This window comes from Devosia sp. WQ 349K1, assembly GCF_016595685.1.
In the GTDB taxonomy this organism is placed as follows: Bacteria; Pseudomonadota; Alphaproteobacteria; order Rhizobiales; family Devosiaceae; genus Devosia.
This window is the reverse complement of the sequence record NZ_JAENGO010000001.1, coordinates 863,504-879,959: the sequence shown is the minus strand read 5'-3', so window position 1 is coordinate 879,959 and position 16,456 is coordinate 863,504. Positions and strand designations below refer to the sequence as shown.

Genomic DNA, 16,456 nt, shown 5'->3' with positions numbered 1-16,456 from the left:
TTAATGGGTTCTCACCTGCCATTTCGGCAAGCCCCCATGCTGGTGTAAGACGGTCAGCGACTCCCACGGTACTTGCCGCATAGTTGCGGTGTCAGGTAGAACAGTTGTGGGAGAGACGAAGGGAGGATGCCTATGAGCGAACAGCTCGTATTCCAGCCAAGCGCTGAAGCACTCGCGCACACCCACACCAAACAGGACCAATACCAGGCCGACTATCGTCGCTCGGTAGAAGACCCCGATGGTTTTTGGGCAGACCAGGCCAAGCGGCTGGATTGGGTAAGCTTCCCCAAGACAATCAAGAACACCACATTTGCCTATCCGGATGTCTCGATCAAATGGTTCGAAGACGGTGTCCTGAACGTTGCTGCCAACTGCATTGATCGGCACCTTGCCGAGCGTGGCGATGACGTTGCGATTATCTGGGAGCCGGACAATCCGGCCGACGAAGCACTACATATCACCTACCGCACGCTGCATGAAAAAGTCTGCCGCTGTGCAAACGTCCTCAAGAAGCTGGGCGTCAAAAAGGGTGATCGCGTCACCATTTACCTGCCAATGATTCCAGAGGCAGCCTACGCCATGCTCGCTTGCGCGCGCATCGGCGCGGTTCACTCTGTCGTGTTCGGCGGGTTCTCGCCGGATTCGCTGGCTGGTCGCATCAATGACTGCGATTCATCGCTGGTCATCACCGCCGACGAAGGTCGTCGCGGTGGCAAGACTGTTCCCCTCAAGGCGAACGTCGATGCTGCCCTGCAGAATTGCCCCGGCGTGTCCAAGGTGCTCGTTGTCGAGAACACGGGCGGCACTGTCGACATGAAGGGCTCGCGCGACGTCTGGTGGCATGAAGCCGCCGCTGGCGTTGAACCCTTCCATGACCCAGAGCCAATGAATGCGGAAGATCCGCTGTTCATCCTCTACACCTCTGGTTCAACCGGCAAGCCAAAGGGCGTGCTGCACACCTCTGGCGGCTATCTCACCTATGCCTCGCTGACCCATGAGCGCAGCTTCGACTATCGTCGCGGCGAAGTGTTCTGGTGCACGGCGGACGTGGGTTGGATCACTGGCCACAGCTACATCGTCTATGGCCCGCTCGCCAATGGCGCGACCACGGTCATGTTCGAAGGTATTCCATCTTGGCCAGACTCCAGCCGTTTCTGGCAGGTGGTTGAGCGTCATAACGTCAACATCTTCCACACCGCACCAACCGCCATTCGCGCGCTGATGGGTGCTGGTTCGGAATATGCTGATAAGCATGACATGCCTTCGCTCCGCCTCTTGGGAACCGTTGGTGAACCGATCAATCCAGAAGCATGGATGTGGTATCGCAAGCACATCGGTAAGGACCGCTGCGGCATCGTTGATGCGTGGTGGCAGACCGAGACCGGTGGCCATATGATTGCTCCGTTCCCGGGTGCAACACCGACTAAGCCGGGCTCAGCCACTGTGCCATTCTATGGCGTTCAGCCGGTTGTGCTCTCGCCAGAAGGCAAGCTGCAGGATCAGACCAAGGGCGAAGGCGTTCTCGCCATCAAGGATTCTTGGCCGGGTCAGGCGCGCACCATTTGGGGCGATCATGGTCGCTTCGTTTCGACCTATTTCGAGACCTATAAGGGCTATTACTTCACTGGCGACGGCTGCCGTCGCGATGAAGACGGCTACTATTGGATCACCGGCCGCGTCGACGACGTTCTCAACGTCTCGGGTCACCGCCTCGGCACCGCCGAAGTGGAAAGCGCTCTGGTCGCCCATCCAAAGGTATCCGAGGCCGCTGTCGTTGGCTTCCCACACGACATCAAGGGGCAGGGCATTTATTGCTATGTCACGCTGATGGCTGGTGAGAGTTCCAGTGACGAGTTGCGCGCTGAACTGCGCAATTGGGTTCGTAAGGAAATCGGTCCGATCGCGTCGCCAGACTATATTCAGTGGGCTCCTGGCCTGCCGAAGACCCGTTCGGGCAAGATCATGCGCCGTATCCTGCGCAAGGTCGCCGAAAATGACTTTGGCGCATTGGGCGATACCTCGACCCTAGCAGATCCAGCAGTGGTGGATGATCTCATCGCCAACCGCCAGAACAAGGTCTAAAACGAAAAAAAACGGGCGGCGACCCTGCGGTCTCCGCCCGAAAAGTATGATGGTTGTCGGATGAAAGGTTGAACATCCGGCATTGCGTCCACCTGGGGCCATTATCGCGCTTTGGTGCTGGCTCTGCACTTAAAAAATGCATTTTCACCACGCTATGGACATTTTTGACGGTCCATTTGCTCCTCTGCGCGTAACCAGGTGATTGCTTTGCTTCGAACTTTTGCGTTTATCGCTGTGCTTTTGGGTTCGGTCTCCGCCGCCGCAGCTGCCAGCCTTGCCGAAAAGGCGGGGCAAATGGTCGTGGTGGGCTTTGAAGGCACTTCTCCCACGTCCAAGGGCGTTGTCGCCGTTACAGAGCAATTGGCGGAAGGGGCAATTGGCGGGGTCATGTTCTTGAAAAAGAATGTCTCCAGCCTTGCCGGCGTCGCCGAATTGAACGCCAGTTTTCGCGCCGCGTCTCCAGACGTAAAGCCCTTCATCACCCTCGACCAAGAGGGCGGGTCGGTTGAACGCCTGACCAAAGATGTTGGGTTTAAAGAAATCCCAAATGCGGCCCGGATTGCAGCGGTCAACTCGGTTGAGCAAGCCGAGACGATCTATGCAGAAATGGCGCGCGGCATTGCCGACGTCGGCTTCTCGGTCAATTTCGGCCCTGTGGCAGACCTCAATACCAATCTCAACAATCAGATCATCGCCAAGTTTGGTCGATCCTATTCGGCCGATCCTGCGGTGGTGGCAGCTTATGACAGTGCCTTTATCCAAGCGCATCATGAAGCGGGCTTGGTGACGGCGCTAAAGCATTTTCCCGGACACGGCTCGTCGACCGCCGATAGTCACGAAGGCTATGTCGACATCACCAAAACCTGGTCTGACGCCGAGCTTGAGCCTTATCGCCTCATGCAGGCGGATGGTTTGATGGACATGGTCATGGTCGGGCACCTCTATCACGCGGATTATTCCGACGCGGGGGATAAAACCCCGTCCTCATTGTCGCGGCAGTGGATCGATGGCGTGCTCCGCAGTGACATCGGTTTTGACGGCGTAGTCATCACTGACGATCTCGAAATGGGTGCAATCCGCGATCACTACACGCTCGAACAGACCGTGACGCGCGCTGTCCGAGCCGGTGTGGACGTACTTCTGTTTTCCAACACGGCCGAATATCGACCAGAACTGGGGAAAGAAATCCGCGATATCCTCGTTTCCGAGGCGGAACGCGACCCAGAATTTGCAAAAAATATTGACCAGAGTTACCAACGCATCCTCGCGTTGAAGTCGCGTATCCGTTGAGCTGGCGATTTAATTCTGACTTGCCTGCTTTTGCGTATTCAGCGATAGCGACCAGCGATAGTATAAGTTCTGCTTGAAACGAGGGCGCCTGGCTTATGGCCGAAGATCGTCAAACCCGACATGTCCGGGCGCTATTTCTGTCCGACGTGCATCTCGGTATGAAACCGATCCGCATCAAGCAATTGATCGACTTCCTGCGCGCCCACGATGCCGATATGATTTATCTGGTCGGCGACATTGTCGATGGCTGGCGCTTGGGCAAGCAGTGGCACTGGCCTGAAGAATACAATCAGCTGGTTCAGATCATTCTCGACAAGGCCAAGGCTGGCGCGCGCGTCGTCTACTTGCCGGGCAATCACGACGAATTTTTGCGCGAATATCTCGGCACCTATTTCGGTGAAATCGAGCTGGTCGAGCGCACCATCCACACCTCCGCCACCGGAAAAACCTATCTCGTTATTCACGGTGATCAGTTCGACGTGGTGGTGATGAACGCCAAATGGCTCGCGCATGTCGGCGACTGGGCCTACAACGCAGCTCTGCGCGTCAACGGCGCCATCAATTGGGTTCGCCGTCGCCTTGGTTTGCAATACTGGTCACTCAGTGCATGGGCCAAGCAGCGCGTGAAAAACGCCGTTTCCGTCATCGGGCGGTTTGAGGAAGCCCTTGTCCATGAGGCCAAGGAAACTGGTGTCGATGGCGTCATCTGCGGTCATATTCACCTCGCTGACATGCACGACCGCTTGGGCATTCAATACATCAACACCGGCGATTGGGTCGAAAGCTGCACAGCCGTCGTTGAAAATCATTCCGGCGATTTTGAGCTTATCCGCTGGACGGAGATGACCGCGACGACAGGTCGAAAACGTACCTAAGAAACTGAACCCTATCGGTTTTTGGCGACCTCTGGCGTCACCTCGTAAAATCTCCTTGCGTCAATTGAACTTCCGGCTCATGTAGGGTTTTGGGGGCGCCGTTTTGCGCCGGAGTTCAAGTTTCATGCAGTCGTTGGCTTCGCGCTGGGATACTCCCGAGCTGCGCGCGACAATCTATCAGTTCACCGTTTATTTTCCCGGTGGCGTAGCTTCTGTCTTCTTAGGCATCTGGCTCTTTGAGAACGGCATTCAGGCTGAGCAAATTGGCTTTATCAATGCCTTGCCGACCCTGTTGCTGCTCATCCTCAACGTTGTCGTTGGACGCATTGCTGATAAGGCCGATGACTGGCGGACGGCGCTGATAGGTCTATCCATCGTCTCGGCCTTGGTTGCCTTGCCGCTCTTCTACGTTTCGGAATTCTGGGGGATATTGTTCGTTTGGGCCCTGTGTGCCTCGAGCAATGGCCTTGTTCCCCCGGTTATTGATGCGGCCACTGTGCGCATGACCCGCCGTAACGGCACAGACTTTGGCGTCATTCGCGCCTGGGCGACAGTTGGCTATGTCGCTTCTGCCATTATCATGGGGTCTGCTCTGAGCACTTGGGGCGCAGAGGCCTTCGTTTATCTCTATGTCGCTGTGGTCGTCGCGCGTGCGCTTCTGGCGTTCCTGCTCCCGCGTTTTCGCGCCCCAGAGCCGCAGCTCACTGTTGCCGCCGTCACAGCCGATCAGAACGCACCCAGCCGCCTCAAAGACTCGCTGAAGCTTTGGTTTGTTCTGCCACTTGTCGCCTTTGCTCTCGTCAACGGGGGCAATGCGATCATGGGTGGCTTTGCCTCGCTGCTCTGGCACGAGAACGGTATTGGCAGCTATCACATCGGACCATTGCTCGCCGTATCGGCAGCTGCTGAAGCGGCCCTGATGTTTGGCTGGCGCAAATTTGGCGGCCGGTTCACGGCGCGCAATATGATCATGGTGTCGGCGATTGCTGGGCTCGTGCGCTTCGCCATCATGGCCTTCAGCCCGCCTGTTTGGCTGCTCTATGTCGCGCAGTGCTTGCACGCCTTGAGTTTTGGTCTGGGCTATTTTGGCATGGTCCACTTCATCGCCAATTGGACCCGCGAAGAAAACGCTGCTGAAGCGCAGGGTTTCTCCAACATGCTCACGCAAGCCGCCGCGATGGTGGGTTTGATCGTCTTCGGCGCTCTCATGCAGCCACTCGGTAGTTTCGCGTTCTTCTACTCAGTCCTCGCCTGCGCCCTAGCGGTGGTCTGCGTTCTGATTTCGCTCAAACTAAAACCCCCAAAATCCCTCTGAGCCATTTTTAACTCGCTCCACCTCTTTGTAGCTCTCGCTCCTTCACCTCTCCCCCACGGGGAGAGGTCGCCCCACTTGGGGCGGGTGAGGGGGCCTTCATAAAATCCCGTCCTGCTTTTCAATCTTCCACGCAGCTGCCTCTGTACCTCTGCCTTAGCGGAGAAGGCCGTGAGAGCTATGCTCGAAAGGCTTGGTCGACGCGCAGCGTCGGGTGAGGGGGCCTACCTTCGCATCAGTGGAACAACCACCCCACCAGCCGTCCTCCTCGGGCCTGACCCGAGGACGTTGCACTTTGAGATCAGCGAGCAAGTGCTGATCGGTCGACTTGAATCCAAGGGTCACTGCGCGCAGCCTGTAACTACACTATCCTCCTTCACCTCTCCCTTGGGGGAGAGGTCGCCCCTCTTGGGGCGGGTGAGGGGGCCTTCCATCAGCCTCTTGGTCCGGCCCCGTCACTTAACCCCGCACTCCCCAGAGCTTGTATTCTCCTCCTAGAGATACTGCTTCTGCTCGCCCATAAGACAGTCGCGCCTCCGTCCCCAAAAAAAACCACCAATTGCTCTGCAGCGCCAACACGCTGCCACTCCGCCGTGGCCACAAAAAGCCACGCCCGCGCCACCCCTGACGCCCAAAAGTGCCAGCACCGGGCCACAGATGTGCCAAAAAAAGCCCCGGATCTCTCCGGGGCTTTTTCATCTCGATTATTGGTTGTTTTACGCGAGGCGACCGCTGGCGTGAGCGAGGGTCGTGTAAACCTTGCCGCGATCCGAAAGCAGATACTCGCGGGTTTCGGCAGCAGGGTTGTTGCCCGAGGCGGCACGTTTCAGCAGCGCTTCAAACTCGGTCATATAGGCCTGTGCTGTGCGCGCGAAGTCTGGCTCGCGCTGGATGCGACGGCGCACTTCGTCATAGGTGCCCTGGCCGGTCAGCGAATAGATACGGCGGGTGAAAACATTCGATTCACCAGACTGATAGCGTGCCCAAGCTTCCGCCAATGCATTCTCATCAATCGCGCGGGCGATCTCTTCGGTCAGGCCCGAAAGGCCCTGTGGGGCAATGCCACCGGCCTGCTTGGCCGAGGCGTTGCGCAGCACGTCGCGGAGCCAACCACCATCCCGTGGTGGACCGGCTTCGGCAACAGCGGCCGCGGCAACTTCTGCCGCAGTTGGCAGAGCCGCTTGTGGCTGTGGCTGCGGACGCGGTGCAACACGGGCTGGTGCTGGCTGCGGCTCGACCGGCTGGGTACGGATCGGGTCAACCAAGGTCGCCTGAGCCGGTTCCGGACGGTAGACTTCGCGGGCAGGTTCTGGCTGACGCGGCGTAAAGCTCGGTGCTTCTGGCTGGCGCGGGGCAGGGCGGTTTGGCGCGCGGCGCTCAGCGACGTCGTGGCTCGCTGGCTGCGAGCGGACGATGGCATTGAGTTCGCTGAGCGCTTCGATCTGCTCGGCCACGACGCGGCGCATTGCGGCGGCGCTGGCGCGGGTTTCTTCCGGTAAATCGTTGACGCTGCGAGCCAATTCGGCGCGGGTCGCTTCCAGTTCGCCACCCACTTCGCGGGCGGTTTCGCGCATTGCACGGGCGGTTTCGTTGAAGCGCTGGGTGGCTTCATCGATTGCGCGCTGCATTTCTACCATCATGCGCTGCTGCGCTTCCTGCAGAACTTCGCTTGCACGGCGGCTTTCGGTATCTGCGACCGAATGGAACTCTCCAAGCTTGCCGGTCACGTCGCCAGTGGTCTCGTCCAGAGCACGGCGCAGCTGGCCAGCATTGGACGAAATCGCGTTGCGAACCGAAGCGGTCGAGTCCGAAATTGTGTCAGCGAGCGAGCTGGTGGTCGTGGTCAGAACGTCGGTTACGCTGCCAGCAGTTGTAGAGAGTACATCGCTGACTTTGTTGGCATTATCGTCGAGAGCAGCGTTGACCTGGTTGGCCTGTTCGGACAGGGCCAGACGCACTTGGCTCTGGGTCTGGTGCAGAACATTTGCGGCTGCATCTGCGGCCCGCTGAACGGCCTGATCAACCTGCGAAACATTGCTGTTCAGGGTCGAGGTAAAGCGTTCGTTGGTGGTGTAAAGCGCGTTGGCGACGTTTTCGCTGTTCTGTTCCAGAGCCTCTGTGAGGGTCTGGGTCGTGTTCGCCAGAACGTCGGTGACGGTGTGCGTGGTCGCGTTGAGAGCTTCGTCCATGGCGCGGCGCGCACCGATCAGGCGGCGTTCCGTGTCGTTGACGGTGTCGGCAATGCTCTGAGCAAAGACGCGCATACGGCCGTCGATGTCGTCGGCACGCGAAGCAAAGCTTTGCGCGAGGGAGTCCATCGCCTCACGGCGCTGTTCGAGATTATCCAGTGCAGTTGTGCTCGAGCTATCGAGGGCGTGAGCTGCCATATTGAGGCCAACGGCCTCGTGGTCGAGACGGCCGAGGATCGAGCCAAACTCTTGGACCATCGACTGAATTGTCGTCTGGAGAGCGCCAACGTGCTGGGCAACCATTGTGCCAGCCTGTTCGGTCTGGCCCATGGCTTCGCGCATGGTGCTGGAGTAGTTCGCGGTCTGCTGAGCGACACTGGTTTCGAGACTCGCCAGATTTGCGGTCGAAGCGTCGAGGACGCGCTGCAGCAGGAGATTGGAGTCGTTGAGCTTGTTTAGGGCAGTACTCACGTCGCTCAGGATGCGACCGGTCGAGTTTGCCATCAGCTGCTCAGCCTGAGTGCTGTTCTCAGTGAGAGCATCGCGCAGGATATTGCCGTGGTTCGCCAAAGCGTTGTGCAGCAGGCCGGTCTTTTCGTTGACCAACTGCGCGAAGGTCGAAGTGTGAACTTCCACCGAGCGATTGATGTCGGTCAGGCGAGTTTCGATTGCTTCGGCAGCATCCACTGCCTTCACGCTGACCAGCTGATCGATATTGGTCGCGGCCAGACGGATCTGGTCGAGGGCCGAGCGCACAGCGGAGTCCATGCGGGTCGCTGTATTCTCGACATTGTCCGAAATCGCATGAGCCGCCGCAGTGATGCGGGTCGCGATGGTTTCTTCGATACGGTCAGCGCCCGCTTCGAGGTCCGCCATGGACTGGGTGATCGAGGTGCTGATGGTCGCGTTAAGGGCAGCCAGGCGTTCTGCGGTAATGTCTGCGCGCGCAGTGATTGCTTCGGGCAGGGTGCCAAGGCGCTCATCGACCATGTCAGAGATGGCCTGACGCGCGGAGTTAACACCGTGTTCGATAAGCTCAGCTGCCTGACGGGCGCTTTCGCCGACAGTGATGCTGGCGCTTTCGATGCTCGCTGCGACGCCGCGTTCTGCGTCGGCGATGCGAACGATCGCAGCATCGAGGCCGCTTTCGAGGCCATTGTTGACTTCTGTGACCTTGGTCGTGACCGTCTGCGACATTTCTTCGAGACGTTCCGACATGGTGTCGGTGGCCTGACGCAGCGCGTTTTCAATGCTGCCACGGGCATTTGCACCATGCTGATCAAGGGTCGACGCCAGCTCAGCGGTGTGCAGGCCGATGGTTTCGCCAATCGAAGCTGTGTGGGTTGCGAGCGTGTCGGAGAGCGACTGGGTGCGGGTGCCCATAGCTTCGTTGAGTTGCAGGGTACGCGTGTGAACTGCGTTGGCCAGCTCGTAGGTGCGCTCGTCGAGGTTCGACACCAGAGTACCAGTGCGCTCGTCGATTTGACCGGCGAGGTCGCGCGTACGCGTTTCGAATTCGAGCGACAGCGCGTTGGTGCGTTCCGACAGTGTGGCGCTGAGGTCCTGCGAGCGCGCGGTGATCGCGTCGGCAAGGGCTTCGGCGCGGCCATCGAAAGCCTGCGAGAGGTTGTCTGTGCGTTCGGTGAGCGTTGCCGCCAGTTCCTGGGTACGCGCCGAAATGGTGCTTGCCAGCTCGTCGGCACGGCCATCGAAGGCCTGCGATAGGTTCTGCGTGCTGTCGGACAGGGTTGCTGCCAGTTCCTGGGTACGCGCCGAAATGGTGCTTGCCAGCTCGTCGGCACGGCCATCGAAGGCCTGCGAAAGGTTTTGCGTGCTGTCGGCCAATGTTGCCGCCAGTTCCTGCGTGCGCGAGGAAATGGTGGTGGAGAATTCGTCGGCGCGGCCGGAGAAGGTTTCGTTCAACTCCGAAGCACGAGCGGCAAGGGTGTTGTTGAGCTCTGCCGAGCGCAGCGCCATGTTCTGGTCAATGTCGCCAGCGTGGGTGGCGAGGCTTGCCGCGATTTCCGCCGCACGATGGGCGAGGTTCTGTTCGAGTGTCTGGCTACGCGCCGACAGCGTCGAGGTCAGCTCTGCCGAGCGTGTTGCAAAGCTCTGATTAAGTTCAGAGCCGCGTTCCGCCAAGGTGGCTGCGATTTCAGCCGAACGGATCGCAAGGTTCTGATCAAGCTCAGCATTGCGTTCCGCCAAGGTCGAGGCAATTTCAGCCGAACGTGCTGCAAGATTGAGATCGAGCATCGAGCCGCGTTCAGTCAGGTTCGACGCGATTTCGTTCGAGCGCGCTGCTAGGTTCTGGTCGATTTCAGCTGCGCGGACAGTCAGTGTCGACGCAATTTCTGCGGAGCGAACGGCCAGGCTCTGGTCGATGGAGGACGCGTGAGTACCCAGTGCGTTGTTGAGGTATTCGCTACGCGCAGTGATCGTTTCGTCGAGGCCCTGCGTGTGAATGGTGAGGGTTTCGTCGAGCTGACGGGTCTGGTTCTCCAAGGTGTCGGAGAGACGCTGCGTACGACCGGCGATAGCTTGATCGAACGCCTGCGTGCTCGTGACGATGGTCTCGCCCAGTTCTTGCGAACGAAGGTGGATGGCTTCGCTGACTTCGACGGTGCGGTTCGCGAGGACTTCGCCGAGTTCGTCGGTCTGAGCCTTGATAGTTTGACCAACTTCGGTAGCGCGGTTGATCAGCATCTCATTGAGCTGACCCGTGCGAGCGTCAAGTGTATCGGCAATCAGCGTCGCCTGGCCGTCGAGCACATCGGCGATGGCTTCTGCACGCTTGGTCAAATTGTCAGCAACAAACTGTGTCTTGGCGCCAAGGGTTTCGCTCAGTTCGCGTGTGCGTTCCGACACGATGTCGTTGAAACGACCGGACTCTGCGTTCAGCGCCATTTCCAGCACGTTTGCACGCGCAGCAAAATTGGTGCCCTGTTCGCCCAGACGCGCAACAAGCTGTTCGCCACGTTCGCCGATAACATCGTCCAATGCCTTGAGCTTGTCATCCAAGGCACCGGTGATTTCGGTGAGGCGGTTGTCGAAGTCCTGCAAGGAGTCGCGACCAGCCGACGAAACGGTCAGGCGCGCGCGCTCCGAGGTATCATCGAGGGCGCCGTTAATTTCGATAATTGCCGACTGCAGGCGGCTATCGAGGGCGTTGAGCTGGATCGAGACCGATTCATCAAGCTGACGCGAAAGCGTTGCTAGAAGCAGTTCGGCTTCGGTCGAACGACCAGAAATATCGCCCGAAACCTGTGCGCCAATCGCGGCGAGGGCGGCGCTGACTTCTTCGCCACGGATGCGCAGCTGTTCGAGCAGCGAGCTGCCACCGTCGGTGAGCAAGTTCGACAGCGCTTCTGTGCGCAGATCAAGTTCAGAGGCAAGGTTGGTGGTGCGCGCTTCGATCAGGCCGGCAATATTCTTCGTGCGGTCTTCAAATGCACCGGTGAGCACGTCAGCGCGTTCGGCGATGTGCTGTGTGCGCGCGTCGATCGTCGCGGAGATGGACTGCTGATGGGCGTCAAGTGCTTGGCTGAGCAGGGCAATGCGATCTTCAACGCCAGAATTGAGGTTGAGTGCACGTGCATCGAGAGCCTTGGCCATCTCTGCGGTTTTTTCGTCGAACCCACTCTCAAGGCGGCGCGAGCTGTCGTTCAGTGCGCCGAGGAAATCCGTCGTGCGGTTTTCGAGCAGGTGGACAAACTGGTCCGCATGGTCGTTGAAGCCAGTGTTAAGCGTGTTGCCTGCTGTTTCCAGCGCGCGGGTGAGGTTGCCGCCGCTATCGACGATGGAGCCCGAGATACGCTGGCTGATCATGTCGAGGTCGAAGACCAGACCGGTATGGCTTTCGGTGATGGCTTCGCGGACACGTTCGGTGTTGGTCAGCACGCTTTCGCGCTGGCTGGCGAGTTCGGCAATCAGCGCACGCATGCGCGATTCGTTGTCAGAATAGGTGCGCTCGAGGGCGGTGACTTCGTTGTGAATCATCACTTCGAGTTCGCCAGCACGCGAGAGCGCACGTTCAAGACCATCGCCAAGCGCGTTGACTTCGCGGCGAACGGCTTGGCCGACAGAAGCGACCTTATCGGCAGCGGTAATTTCTGGTTCGGCCAAGCGCATAGCGGCTTGGGTGATGGAGGAGGCCGCGTTGCGAAGGTCTGCGGCGCGACGGAAGAGCGTGGCTACGGCGAAGAAACCCACGATCGGCAGAACAACGATGGCCAGCAGTGCTACGAATTCGACCGAGCCCATGAACTGGCCGAAGTTGGACATCTGCGGCGCGAAACGCAGCCAAGCAGCGGTGCCACAAGCGAGCAGCCAAACGAGGGAGAGACCGAGAGCGAGATAGGTCGGGGTGTTTGAAGAGCGACTCTGCAAGCTATAGAGAAGCTTGGAAGTCGAGATGCGATCGTCATTGGCGACAACGCCGGCTTGCTGCGCGATTTTATCGGCGGCGCGCAAACGTTCCGAACGGGCTGGGGCCGTAGGCTTCTTTTCCGAAGTAGGCTCGGCGCCTTCCTCGAAATCGAACACCGAATCCTTAAGCGCATCCTCGACGGCCGAAAAAGCCAGTGCGGCCGGATCGTTCTGGGGTGTCGTGTTCTTCGCCATACTCTTTACAACTCTCGCGTCGGCACTGCAGCAACACGGCGGATTTTGGGAGTTGTTATCGCGTTCAAGCCCTTAGCAAGCTGAACGCCACAACGGGACAATGCGATGCAAATGCCCCAGATTGTCCCCCAAACCCTCGCCGCCGCGCGCTGGTTAAAGCGCATACTTACATTCAATTTTAAGCAAACCCACCGCTTTCTTGCTCAAAGGTTAATTTTTGAGTGAAAAACGTTAACCTTTTGATCGTTTGAGCAAGGCAAAGCTGTGGCTTAATTCCCTGTTCATGGGCGTTGCGTAAGTTGTTCACAGGGTATTTGCCGATTTCGATCGGTTCTAGGAGTGCGACTATGGCTCAGTGGGCAGTCAACGAGAACGAGCTAGAGAACAATGAAGCGCTGCCGAAGCGTCCCATTGATCGCGCTCATTTGGCCAAGCAGTGCCTGGGTGATCCCAACCTAGAACTCGAAATTTTGCGTCTCTTTGATACGACCATCAAAACCTATTACGAACGCCTGCGTCTGGCGGCGGACTACGACGGCATGGCCATGAATTTGCATGCGATCAAGGGAGCCTCTGCAGGGGTGGGTGCGTTTGAAGTGACAGAACTCGCGCGCCAGCTTGAACGCGATTTGCAGGGCATGCGCCCGCTCACCACCGAACAGCTTGATGATTTGGGCATGGCGGTAGAAGAAGTGCGGGCGACAATCGCTGATATTCTGAGCGAAGCAGAGTAGACCGAGAACCTAGGAGGCACGGTGATGGATCTCGATGTTGCGACAACAAAAGGGGCCTGTCACTGCGGTGCAGTTCAATTCACGGTAAAGCTGACTGACGGTTTGCGTACGGCACGGCGTTGCACATGCTCGTTCTGCCGCATGCGTGGGGCCGTGGCGGTGTCGGCTGATCCCGGCGGGATCACCATCACAGAGGGCGAAGACAAGCTCACGCTCTATCAATTCAATACCAACACCGCCAAGCACTACTTCTGCTCGGTTTGTGGCATCTATACCTTCCACGTTCGCCGCTCCGTGGCCGGGCAATATGGCGTGAACGTCGCCTGTCTTGAGGGCATTAGCCCTTACGACTTTCATGATGTGCCGCTCATGGATGGGGTGCACCACACCTCTGACGGGTTTGCCCTGCGCACGATCGGTACGCTCAAGTTTGTTCCAGAATGAAATGGAACAGGCGAGACACTGCGTCCGTTTGACCAAACACCTCTGTCAAACTATACAGCGCACCCATATGTAAGGCCGGGTCGCTCGGCTCTTTCTGCCAGCGCCAACACATTCAGCAGTATCGATGACCATTGCCACCGCTGCCGCGGCACCAGCCCGGCCCACCAACGAACCGTTCCGTCTTCGCCGTACCTTTGCGATCATCTCGCACCCTGACGCCGGTAAGACGACCCTCACCGAACGCCTGCTGGCAGCAGCAGGCGCGATTCAGTCTGCAGGCCTTGTTCGCGGCAAGTCGGGCGTGCGCGCCACGCGCTCGGACTGGATGGAGATGGAGCAGCAGCGCGGCATTTCCATCACCTCCTCGGTGATGACCTTTGATTATGACGGGTTGACGCTCAACCTGCTCGATACGCCAGGCCACTCGGACTTCTCGGAAGACACCTACCGCACGCTGACCGCCGTTGACGCGGCCATCATGGTCATCGACGCCGCCAAGGGTATCGAAAGCCAGACGCTCAAACTGTTTGAAGTCTGCCGTCTGCGCGACATTCCGATCATCACCTTCATCAATAAGGTGGACCGCGAAGGTCACGCCCCGCTCGAATTGATTGACGAAATTCAGGGCAAGCTGGCGCTGGATTTGACGCCTGTGCTTTGGCCAATCGGGCAGGGCGTAGATTTCACCGGCTATATCGATCTGATCGAAAAGTGCGTTGTTGATCCCAAGGGCAAGACCATCGTTGAGTTCGACAGCCTCGAAGATCTGCTGGACGTCGAAGCACTAGCGAACAATCCAGTCTTCATGACGGCCCTTGAAACTTTGGAAATGGCGCAAGCCATGCTGCCAGAGTTTGATCTCGAAACTTTCCACGCTGGCCATTTGAGCCCAGTGCTGTTCGGCTCGGCGCTCAAGGGTGTTTCGGTTGCTGAACTTCTGCGGACCCTCGGCGAGTGGGGGCCTGAACCGCGCCCACAACCAGCATTGCCCGCGCCAATCGACCCTGCCGACAAAAAGGTCACTGGGTTCGTTTTCAAGGTGCAGGCGAATATGGACGCGAACCATCGCGACCGTATTGCTTTCGTGCGCCTGTGCTCGGGCACGTTCGAGCGCGGCATGCGTCTCAAGAACGTCCGTACCGGCAAAGATATGGCCGTGTCGAACCCGATGTTCTTCTTTGGTAACAACCGTGAACTCGCCGAAGAGGCTGTTGCGGGCGATATCGTCGGTATCCCAAACCACGGCACCTTGTCCGTGGGTGATACGCTCACCGAAGGCGCAAATATCAACGTCACCGGCATCCCGAACTTTGCGCCGGAAATCATCCGTCGCGTTCGTTTGACCGATGCGATGAAGACTAAGCAGATGGCTAAGGCTCTCTCGGACCTATCCGAAGAAGGCGTCACGCAGGTCTTCCGCCGCATGGTCGGCGCAGACTGGATCGTCGGCGTTGTTGGTCAGCTGCAGCTTGAAGTTTTGGCGTCGCGCGTTGCTAAGGAATACAACGTCCCAATCACCTTTGAATCCATGGGTTATGAAGTTGCCCGTTGGGTCGAATGTGATGACGCTGAGGAACTCAAGCGCTTCATCGCAGCGCAGAAGGTCAACATGGCCGAAGATCGCGCTGAATCTCCTGTCTTCCTTGCTCAGAACGCCTGGTGGGCTGACCGCGCGAAGCAGGACTGGCCCAAGATCCGCTTCCTCACCACGAAGGAACGGCATTGAGCGCGTCCGACCGCATCGCTGAGTTTGTAGCAGCTGTTCGCGAGACATTCGCGGACGGTACGCTGCTGAAACTGAAGCTTGCTGGCTACCACGGTGCTGAAACCGATCTGAAGTCGGTTGAAGCCCGCAAGGTGGTCATCAAGGCCGGCGAGCGTTTGAGCTTGGTCTATCGCTACAAAACCCGCGACATCACCAAGAACCTTGCTTTGGCCGAAGCTGAAGCGTTTTTGTCGGCGGGTCTTGGGAACGACTATCGCAGCGCCAAGCTTGAAACAGTTGCGTTCGATCTCAGCCTCGAGCGCCAAAAGGACGACGTTCGCCTCAAGCGTCGCGACGTGAAGGGTAGAGAAGCTGCCCCCGCTACGCACGACCGGGCGAAGAACCGGCCACTGGCAGATACGTCTTCTGTTTGGCTGAAGGAACTCGGCATTACAGGTGCTGATGGCAAGGTTCTGTCGGCGTCCCAAGACAAGTTCCGCCAGATCAACAAGATGGTCGAAATCTTTGCGCCGCTGATTCAACAGATTGGCGCAACCGAGCCCACCATTATGGATATGGGCGCGGGGAAGGGCTATTTGGATTTCGCCTTGGCCGACTATTTCAAGCGTGAGAGCCTAAAGGCCAAGATTGTGGGCGTAGAGATGCGTCCCGCCTTGGTCGAGAGCGGCAATGCCCTGGCCGCAAAGTCTGGCTTTGCGAGCCTCAGCTTCGCGTCCGGCATGATCCTTGATTTCGACACGAGCGGCGCTGATGCCATAATCGCGCTCCACGCCTGCGATACAGCCACCGACGACGCAATCTTTATGGGCATTACGTCGGGAGCGACTCTGATCGCCGTTGCGCCGTGCTGCCATAAGCAGATCCGTCGCTCGATGGAGCAGGGGCAAGCCGATGAACGCCTCGACTTCCTGCTGCGCCACGGCACGTTCCTTGAAAAGCAGGCCGAGATGGTGACGGACGGTCTACGCGCACTCATTCTTGAAGTGCACGGCTATCGCACCAAGGTGTTCGAATTCATATCTGATGCACATACGCCCAAGAACAATCTCATCGTCGCGCAAAAGGGACAGGCGATGTCTCGCGAAGCCGCGCTTGACCGGATTGCTTCAGTCAAGGCTATGTTTGGGATAGAAAAGCATTACCTCGAAGGCCTTATGGGTCTTTGATCGTCTGGAAGGCCC

The 16,456-nt window shown here is 58.4% G+C and carries 9 protein-coding genes; 8 read left to right on the top strand and 1 reads right to left on the bottom strand.

What is annotated here, in order from left to right:
- The first annotated feature begins 132 nt into the window (after nt 1–132).
- The 4 genes from acs to JHL21_RS04155 all read left to right on the top strand — a co-directional run bounded on the left by acs (nt 133) and on the right by JHL21_RS04155 (nt 5,562).
- A complete protein-coding gene (gene acs / locus JHL21_RS04170; protein ID WP_200212035.1) occupies nt 133–2,082 on the top strand; it encodes an acetate--CoA ligase in 1,950 nt (649 codons plus the stop codon).
- A 207-nt stretch (nt 2,083–2,289) separates the two neighbouring features.
- Nucleotides 2,290–3,372, top strand: coding sequence for a glycoside hydrolase family 3 protein (locus tag JHL21_RS04165; RefSeq protein ID WP_200212034.1), 1,083 nt, complete (start codon nt 2,290–2,292; stop codon nt 3,370–3,372).
- Between the two features lie 95 nt (nt 3,373–3,467).
- Nucleotides 3,468–4,247 (top strand): UDP-2,3-diacylglucosamine diphosphatase, encoded by a 780-nt coding sequence (locus JHL21_RS04160; RefSeq protein WP_199530934.1) that lies wholly within the window; start codon nt 3,468–3,470, stop codon nt 4,245–4,247.
- 124 nt (nt 4,248–4,371) lie between these two features.
- Nucleotides 4,372–5,562 carry an MFS transporter gene (locus tag JHL21_RS04155; RefSeq protein ID WP_200212033.1) on the top strand — a complete coding sequence of 397 codons (1,191 nt, stop codon included), beginning with the start codon at nt 4,372–4,374 and terminating at the stop codon, nt 5,560–5,562.
- Between the two features lie 713 nt (nt 5,563–6,275).
- On the opposite strand, the gene JHL21_RS04150 is transcribed toward JHL21_RS04155, so the two are convergent.
- A complete protein-coding gene (locus tag JHL21_RS04150; RefSeq protein WP_200212032.1) occupies nt 6,276–12,371 on the bottom strand; it encodes a hypothetical protein in 6,096 nt (2,031 codons plus the stop codon).
- Between the two features lie 347 nt (nt 12,372–12,718).
- On the opposite strand from JHL21_RS04150, the gene JHL21_RS04145 reads away from it, so the two are divergent.
- From JHL21_RS04145 to JHL21_RS04130, 4 genes are all read left to right on the top strand, one after another.
- Nucleotides 12,719–13,105: an Hpt domain-containing protein gene (locus JHL21_RS04145; protein WP_199530937.1), complete on the top strand. Its 387-nt coding sequence runs from the start codon at nt 12,719–12,721 to the stop codon at nt 13,103–13,105.
- 24 nt (nt 13,106–13,129) lie between these two features.
- Complete coding sequence (locus JHL21_RS04140; RefSeq protein ID WP_200212030.1) at nt 13,130–13,549, top strand: GFA family protein; 420 nt, start codon at nt 13,130–13,132, stop codon at nt 13,547–13,549.
- Between the two features lie 124 nt (nt 13,550–13,673).
- The gene (locus tag JHL21_RS04135; protein ID WP_200212028.1) at nt 13,674–15,275 is read left to right on the top strand and encodes a peptide chain release factor 3; all 1,602 of its coding nucleotides are present in this window, start codon (nt 13,674–13,676) and stop codon (nt 15,273–15,275) included.
- Nucleotides 15,272–16,441 carry an SAM-dependent methyltransferase gene (locus tag JHL21_RS04130; protein WP_200212026.1) on the top strand — a complete coding sequence of 390 codons (1,170 nt, stop codon included), beginning with the start codon at nt 15,272–15,274 and terminating at the stop codon, nt 16,439–16,441. The genes JHL21_RS04135 and JHL21_RS04130 overlap by 4 nt, the downstream gene beginning before the upstream one ends.
- The last annotated feature ends 15 nt before the right edge of the window (nt 16,442–16,456 follow it).